Genomic DNA, 7151 nt, shown 5'->3' on the forward strand with positions numbered 1-7151 from the left:
ATCGGGGCGGGCCTGATCCTGATGGCGGCCGCCGGCCAGAACGCCGCGTTCCCCGAGCTCGGCCTGGACAAATACCTCAACGACAAGGGCCGCGGCTACGTCGACTTCATGAAGAAGAACTGCGTCGCAGAGAACGCGGTGGCCGGGCTCTTCCAGCACATCTCCGACGTGACGGTGAAGAACCCGCTCGACGAGCCGGACTGGCAGGCGCGGTTGAACGAGTCGCACCTGGGGACGAAGGCGCCGGACGCGCCCGTGTACCTCTACCACGGCGGACTCGACGAGCTGATTCCTTACGCGGTGGGTGAGCGGCTGCGCGCCGACTGGTGCGGGAAGGGTGCGCGCGTGCAGTGGAAGTCGTATCCGCTGCTCGGGCACATCGGCGGGGTGACGGTGGGCGCGCTGCCCGCCGCCGACTGGCTGGCGGGCCGTTTCGCGGGCCGGGCGGCACCCGGCAACTGCTGATTCGCACGGAGGTACGGTGGTGGGGCGGCCGCGGCGGGATCCCGGCGGCCCCATCCATCCCGACGGGGGGCCTCCAGGTGACCGATCGCAAGCCCCCGGGCGTGAACTTCGAATCATGGATCGACAAGCAGATCAGGGACGCGTCGGACCGCGGCGACTTCAAGGACCTGCCCGGATTCGGAAAGCCGCTCCCGGACGAGAAGGCTCCGTACGACGAACTCTGGTGGATCAAGGGCAAGATGCACCGTGAGGGCGTCTCGGTCCTGCCAATCGCCCTGGCCCTGCGCAAGGAGGCCGAGGACGCGGTGGAGGCGGTCGCGGCGGCGCGGACCGAGGCCCAGGTACGGCGGATCCTCACCGAGGTGAACGTCAAGATCGATGCGGCAACGCGTATGCCTCCGCCGGGACCGCCGCTGAACCTGAAGCGGTTCGACGTGGAGGCGGCGGTCGAGGAGTGGCGCACGGCCCTCTGACGGGCCCACCTCATCGCCTGCATGCCCGCCCCGCATCGCGCCGGGACGGGCTCACTGCTGTCCGGGCCGCTGCTGCCCGGGCCGCCGCTGTCTTGGCTACTGCTCTCCGGGCTACTGCTCGCCGGCGCCCTCCGCGAAGGCGTCCAGGACCTCCGGCGTCCAGGTGATCCGGCCCGCCCGCAGGTCCTTGACCACCGCGCGCACCCACTCCAGCTCGGCGTCCGTGACGGCTCGCAGATACTCCGTCTCCAGGCGGGTGACGCGCGGCAGGCCCTGCGCCTTCTCCTCCAGCAGGCCCGACTCGATGCCGTCGAGCTTCTCGGCGAGTGCAGTCGCCCGCCGGTCCAGGGTGTCCGCCATCTCCTCCGGCGAGAGCAGCAGCAGATTCGACAGAGCGGCGGGGAACTCCGGGAACTCCGCCTTCGGCGCCCCGAGCATCTCTTCCAGCCAGGCGCGCGCGGTGTCGCGTCCCGCGTCCGTCACTTCGTACACAGTCCGCTCGGGGTAGAGCTGGTCGCGCCCCGTCTCCAGGATCTCGATCAGTCCGGCGCCGTGCAGCCGCTCGATCGTGCGGTAGAGGCTCGCACGCTGGCTCACATTGACGACCTGTTCCTTGCCCCAGTCCTTGATCAGCCGCTGGATTCCGTACGGGTGCAGCGGCTTGTAGTGCAGCAGGGCAAGGACCGTGAGGGCGAGCGGGGAGCTGCGGGGAGGGGTCGCGTTCATGGTTCCGATACTAGCCTCACCCAAACTAGTTGACGTGAGACTAGTTTCAGTGCAACTATTTATCCATGACCACCTCCACAGAGCGCATCCACTCGGACCACACCCTCGTCAAGCACCTCGGCAACTGGACCGACGCCGGCCGCTTCGAGATCAGGGCCAGGCACGGCGCCACGGTTCTCGACCTCCGCTCCCCCGACCTCCCCGACGACATCGACATCCACCTCGATCTGGACCGGGCCATGGTCAAGCTCCTTGTCAGCGACGACACTTCGCTCGACCACTGGAACCTCGGCTGGACCGCCCGCGGCAGGATCAAGGACTCCGGGTCCGCGTCCACCGGCGACAAGTCCGCCCGCCGCATCCACCTCTCCGGCACCGCGACGAACAGCGAGATCCGCGTCCACCGCGGCGGCATCGCGCTCCTGTCGGCGATGTTCTCCCGCGCGTACGTCCAGGAGCTGCGCCGTGTCCGGAGGACCGGCGGCTTCCCCACGATCGACGACCCGGCCAGGAGGCAGCAGTCATGACCAGCAACACCCGCACGGCGATCGTCGTCGGCGGCGGCATCGCGGGCCCCGTGGCCGCGATGGCGCTCCAGAAGGCCGGCATCGAGGCGACCGTCCACGAGGCGTACGACTCCACGGCCGACCACACCGGCGGCGGCATGAGCATCGCCCCCAACGGCCAGTTCGCCCTGGACGCGATCGGCGCGGGCGACATCGTGCGCGCCGTCGGCATCCCGGTCACGTCCATGGGCCTGCGCAGCTGGAACGGCAAGCAGCTCGCCCGCTTCGCACCGCCCGACCGGCTGCCCCCGATGCAGTTCGTCTGGCGCGCCGACCTCTACCGCGGCATCTACGCGGAGGCCGCCCGCCGCTCGGTCCCCATCGTCCACGGCAAGCGCCTGGTGGACGCGGTCGAGACGGACTCGGCCGTCACCGCACACTTCGCCGACGGTACGGAGGCGAGCGCCGACATCCTGATCGGCGCCGACGGCATCCGCTCCTCGGTCCGTACCCTCATCGACCCGGCGGCCCCCTCCCCGCACTACGCGGGCCTGGTCTCCTTCGGCGCCCGGATGCCCGCATCAGGGCTCCCGTCCACGGACGGCGTGATGTACATGTGCTTCGGCAAGCGCGCCTTCTTCGGCTACCAGATCTTCGACGACTCCTCCGCCGTCTGGTTCGCCAACGTCCCGCGCCACGAGCCGATGACCCTGGCCGAGGCGCAGGCGGTCGGCGCGAAGGAGTGGCTGCGTACGCTGCACACGCTCTTCGCCGACGACCGCACCCCCGCGCTCGACATGATCAGCCGCACCCCCGCGGACGACCTGCTCATCACGGGCCCGGTCGAGAACATGCCCTCGTCGCTCCCCACCTGGACCCGTGGCCGGATGACCCTGATCGGCGACGCGGCCCACGCGGCGTCGTCCAGCTCCGGACAGGGCGCGTCCATCGCCATCGAGAGCGCCGTGGAACTGGCGCGCTGCCTGCGCGACTTGCCGTACGACCAGGCCTTCGAGGCGTACGAACGGCTGCGCCGGCCGCGCGTCGAGCGGATCATCAAGCTCGGCGAGCGGACGAACAGCGACAAGTCGGTGGGGCCGGTGGGGCGGGTGATCCGGGATCTGCTGATGCCGCCGCTGATGAAGCTGGTGGCCAAGCCGGAGAAGACGGCGTGGCAGTTCGACCACCACATCGACTGGGACGCAAGCCCCACCAACCCATGAAGCCCGTCCGGCGATTGAGGACAAGCGGCCTCCGGCCGCTTGCGGGGGCTCCGCCCCCGCACCCCCGCTCGTCAATCGCCGGAGGGGCTATCCCCGGTAAAGCGCCTCGATCTCCGCCGAGAAGTCCTTGGCGATGGCCCCCCGCTTCAGCTTCAGCGACGGCGTCAGATGTCCGCTCTCCTCCGTGAAGTCCACCGTCAGCACCGTGAACTTACGGATCGACTCCGGCCGCGACACCAGCCGGTTCGCCTCGTCCACCGCCCGCTGCAGCGCGGCAAGAAGCTCCTCGTCCCGCACCAGTTCCCGCATCGGGACGTCCGTCTTCTTCCGCATCCGCCGCCAGTGCGCAAGCCCGTCCGGCTCCAGCGTGACCAGCGCGGTGACGTAACTGCGGTTGTCGCCGACCACCATGCACTGCCCGACCAGCGGATGAGCGCGCAGCCAGTCCTCCAGCGGCGCGGGCGCGACGTTCTTCCCGCCGGAGGTGATGATGATGTCCTTCTTGCGCCCGGTGATCGTCAAATACCCGTCCTCGTCGAGCTCCCCCACGTCCCCCGTCGCGAACCACTCGTCCGCCGTCACCGGCACCGCCTCGCCCCGCGCCGGGTCCCAGTACCCGCTGAAGACCTGTCCCCCGCTCAGCAGCACCTCGCCGTCGTCCGCGATCCGTACCGCCGTCCCGGGCAACGGCCAGCCCACCGTTCCCAGACGGGGTTTGAGCGGCGGGGTGACGGTCGCGGCCGCGGTCGTCTCCGTCAGTCCGTACCCCTCGAAGATCTCGATGCCCGCGCCCGCGTAGAACGCGGCGAGCCGGTGCCCGAGCGGGGATCCGCCGCAGATCGCGTACTTCACCTTGCCGCCGAGAGCCGCCCTGATACGCCGGTAGACCAGCGGGTCGTAGAGCGCGTGGACCATGCGCAGACCGAAGCCGGGGCCGTTCCCCGTCCCGTGCTCCCGCGCCTCGACCGCCTCCCCGTACCGCTGCGCGATCCTCGCCGCGCGGTCGAAGGACGAAGCCCGGCCCATCTTCTCGGCGGTCGCCCGCCCCGTGTTGTAGACCTTCTCCAGCACATACGGGATGGCCAGCAGGAACGTCGGCCTGAAACCGGCGAGATCCGCCAGCAGATCCTCCGTCCGGATGCTCGGCGCATGCCCGAGCCGCACCCGTGCCCGCAGACACCCGATCGCGACCATCCGCCCGAAGACGTGCGACAGCGGCAGGAACAGCAGCGTCGAGGCCGGCTCCTTGCTCACCGATTTGAAGACCGGGTGCAGCAGCTCGATCGAATTGTCCACTTCGGCGAAGAAGTTGGCGTGCGTGAGGACACAGCCCTTGGGGCGGCCCGTCGTCCCCGAGGTGTAGATGAGGGTGGCGACCGACGCCGGTGTCAGCGACATCCGCCGCTCCGCCACCGCCTCGTCGGGTACGTGACGCCCCGCCTGCTTCAGCACGCTCACCGCGCCCGTGTCGAACTCCCACAGGTGCGCGAGTCCCGCTATCTGCCGCCGCTCGGCGCTGATGACCCGCGCCTGCTCCTTGTTCTCCACCACGCAGGCGACCGCACCCGAGTCCTGCAGGATCCAGCGGGCCTGGAAGGCGGACGAGGTCGGATAGATGGGGACGGTGACCAGGCCCGCGGCCCAGGCGGCGAAGTCGACGAGCGTCCACTCGTAGGTCGTACGGGCCATGATCGCGATCCGGTCACCCGGCTGCAGCCCCTCGGCGATCAGCCCCTTGGCCACCGCCTGGACCTCCGCGGCGAAGTCCCTGGCGGTGACGTCCCGCCAGCTGCCGTCGGCCTGCTTCCTGCTGAGGACGGCCTCGCCGGGGGCTTCGCGCGCGTTGTCGTAAGGGATTTCGGCGAGCGAGCCATGGGTGACGGGCGCCACGAGCGGGGCTACGGAAACCTCCCGCACCACGCCGTCGACCGTCAGCTTCCGTGGCTCGACCCGCGCTACAGACATGGTCATGTGCGGCTCCTCAGATGGGTGGTGATCAGGGCCGTTCGAGGATCGCCGTCACGCCCTGGCCGCCCGCGGCGCAGACGGAGATCAGGCCGCGTCCCGGAGTGTCCCGTTCCGAGAGCAGCTTGGCGAGGGTGGCGACGATGCGGGCGCCGGTCGCCGCGAAGGGGTGACCGGTGGCCAGGGACGACCCGGCGACATTGAGCTTCGCCCGGTCGACGGGTGCGAGACCCTGCTTCTCCCAGGCGGCCAGGGTGGCCAGGACCTGGGAGGCGAAGGCCTCGTGGATCTCGAAGAGGTCGAAGTCGTCGATGGTCAGACCGGCGCGCTCCAGCATGCGCGGGACGGCGTACGCGGGCGCCATCAGCAGCCCGTCCTCACCGCCGACGCTGTGCTTGTTTGATTCGCCTCCGGCGCTGTGCTTGTTTGATTCGCCTCCGGCAAAATCCACGGCGGCGGTCTCGTACACGGTCAGATATGCCAGCGGTTCGAACCCGCGCTCGCGCGCCCACTCCTCGCTCGCGAGCAGTACGGTCGCCGCGCCGTCGGTCAGCGGGGTCGAGTTGCCCGCCGTCATCGTCGCCTCGGCCGGGTGGTCGGTGCCGAACACCGGCTTGAGCGTGGCGAGTTTCTCCACGGTCGACCCTGGCCGCAAGTTCTGGTCGCGCTCAAGTCCCCGGAAGGGAACGACCAGATCATCGAGGAAGCCGCGCTCGTACGCAGCGGCCAGCCGCTGGTGGCTGGCGGCGGCGAGCGCGTCCTGGTCCTCGCGCCGCACACCCCACTCGCGGGCCGTGACCGCAGCGTGCTCGCCCATCGAAAGGCCGGTCCGGGGCTCGGAGTTGCGCGGAATGTCCGGTACCAGATGCGCGGGCCTGATCTTCGCGAGCGCCTTCACCCTGGCCCCGGCGGACTTGGCGCGCCGCGCCTCCAGGAGGATCTTCCGCAGGCGGTCGTTGACCCCGAGCGGCGCGTCGCTCGTGGTGTCCGCGCCACCCGCGACGGCGCAGTCGATCGCACCGACCGCGATCTTGTTGGCGGCGGCGATCACCGCCTGCAGGCCGGTCCCGCAGGCCTGCTGGATGTCGTACGCCGGTGTCCGCGGATCGAGTTTCGACCCGAGCACGACCTCCCGCGCCAGGTTGAAGTCGCGGCTGTGCTTGAGGACGGCCCCGGCGACGAACTCCCCGACCCGCTCGCCCCCGAGCCCGTACCGCTCGACGAGTCCGTCCAGGGCCACGGTGAGCATGTCCTGGTTGGACGCGGTGGCGTACGGGCCGTCGGAGCGCGCGAAGGGGATACGGCTGCCGCCGACGACGGCGACTTTGAGGGGGATCATCTCGACCAGCTCCTGACCCTTGAGTAACCTTACTCTGGAGTAAATCTACGGCTACCCAGGGAGTCCGGACAATGGCCGATCGCTATCTGCACTTCACAGGCACAGCACCCGGCCGTTTCCTGACCAAGCGACTGAGGCTTCCGCAACCGGCTGAACTGCGGCGATGGAGCATCGAACACCCCTTCCTGGAAGGCGATCTGCTGCACCTGACGGCAGCGGACCCGCTCCCCGGCCTCGCGGACGTGCTCTCCCGTATGGGCCCGGGCCTGAGGCCGACGGAGACGGTCCGGGAGTCCTCCCGCCCGGCCGCGGTCGTCGTCGACGCGACGGGCGTCGCGACGGCGGCCGCGCTGGCGGAGGTCCACGCGGCGCTGCACCCGGTGGTCAGGTCGGTCGCCGACTGCGGCCGGGTGGTGGTCATCGGCGCACCCCTGGCCGCCGACGACCACCACCA

The 7151-nt window shown here is 70.1% G+C and carries 7 protein-coding genes and 1 pseudogene; 5 read left to right on the forward strand and 3 right to left on the reverse strand.

Annotated features, from left to right (window positions below; all coding sequences use genetic code 11):
* Together J0695_RS35385 and J0695_RS35390 are read left to right on the forward strand one after the other, a co-directional pair.
* Positions 1-465: lipase family protein (locus J0695_RS35385; RefSeq protein WP_242553609.1), on the forward strand; the 465-nt coding region annotated here is incomplete at its 5' end.
* A 77-nt stretch (positions 466-542) separates the two neighbouring features.
* Entirely contained in the window at positions 543-938 is a 396-nt protein-coding gene (locus J0695_RS35390) for a DnaJ family domain-containing protein (protein ID WP_206968875.1), read from the forward strand.
* A gap of 111 nt (positions 939-1049) precedes the next feature.
* Here J0695_RS35390 and J0695_RS35395 read toward each other — a convergent pair whose 3' ends face one another.
* The gene (locus J0695_RS35395; protein WP_206968876.1) at positions 1050-1664 is read right to left on the reverse strand and encodes a PadR family transcriptional regulator; all 615 of its coding nucleotides are present in this window, start codon (positions 1662-1664) and stop codon (positions 1050-1052) included.
* 65 nt (positions 1665-1729) lie between these two features.
* On the opposite strand from J0695_RS35395, the gene J0695_RS35400 reads away from it, so the two are divergent.
* Entirely contained in the window at positions 1730-2191 is a 462-nt protein-coding gene (locus J0695_RS35400) for a hypothetical protein (protein WP_206968877.1), read from the forward strand.
* Positions 2188-3393 (forward strand): FAD-dependent oxidoreductase, encoded by a 1206-nt coding sequence (locus J0695_RS35405; RefSeq protein ID WP_206968878.1) that lies wholly within the window; start codon positions 2188-2190, stop codon positions 3391-3393. Before J0695_RS35400 ends, J0695_RS35405 begins: the two co-directional genes overlap by 4 nt.
* An 87-nt stretch (positions 3394-3480) precedes the next feature.
* On the opposite strand, the gene J0695_RS35410 is transcribed toward J0695_RS35405, so the two are convergent.
* Both J0695_RS35410 and J0695_RS35415 read right to left on the reverse strand, forming a co-directional pair.
* A complete protein-coding gene (locus J0695_RS35410; protein WP_206968879.1) occupies positions 3481-5364 on the reverse strand; it encodes an AMP-dependent synthetase/ligase in 1884 nt (627 codons plus the stop codon).
* Between the two features lie 25 nt (positions 5365-5389).
* Positions 5390-6697, reverse strand: a complete 1308-nt coding sequence (locus J0695_RS35415) for an acetyl-CoA C-acetyltransferase (protein ID WP_206968880.1) — start codon at positions 6695-6697, stop codon at positions 5390-5392.
* 71 nt (positions 6698-6768) lie between these two features.
* On the opposite strand from J0695_RS35415, the pseudogene J0695_RS35420 reads away from it, so the two are divergent.
* Positions 6769-7151: pseudogene (locus tag J0695_RS35420) on the forward strand (3-oxoacyl-ACP reductase); the annotation flags it as partial.

Source organism: Streptomyces beijiangensis, assembly GCF_017315755.1.
In the GTDB taxonomy this organism is placed as follows: Bacteria; Actinomycetota; Actinomycetes; order Streptomycetales; family Streptomycetaceae; genus Streptomyces; species Streptomyces beijiangensis.

What these genes read in the sequence shown, in the direction of transcription:
- J0695_RS35395 (WP_206968876.1), bottom strand. Translation starts at nt 1,664, where the DNA reads ATGAACGCGACCCCTCCCCGCAGCTCCCCGCTCGCCCTCACGGTCCTT.
- J0695_RS35400 (WP_206968877.1), top strand. Translation starts at nt 1,730, where the DNA reads ATGACCACCTCCACAGAGCGCATCCACTCGGACCACACCCTCGTCAAG.
- J0695_RS35405 (WP_206968878.1), top strand. Translation starts at nt 2,188, where the DNA reads ATGACCAGCAACACCCGCACGGCGATCGTCGTCGGCGGCGGCATCGCG.
- J0695_RS35410 (WP_206968879.1), bottom strand. Translation starts at nt 5,364, where the DNA reads ATGACCATGTCTGTAGCGCGGGTCGAGCCACGGAAGCTGACGGTCGAC.
- J0695_RS35415 (WP_206968880.1), bottom strand. Translation starts at nt 6,697, where the DNA reads ATGATCCCCCTCAAAGTCGCCGTCGTCGGCGGCAGCCGTATCCCCTTC.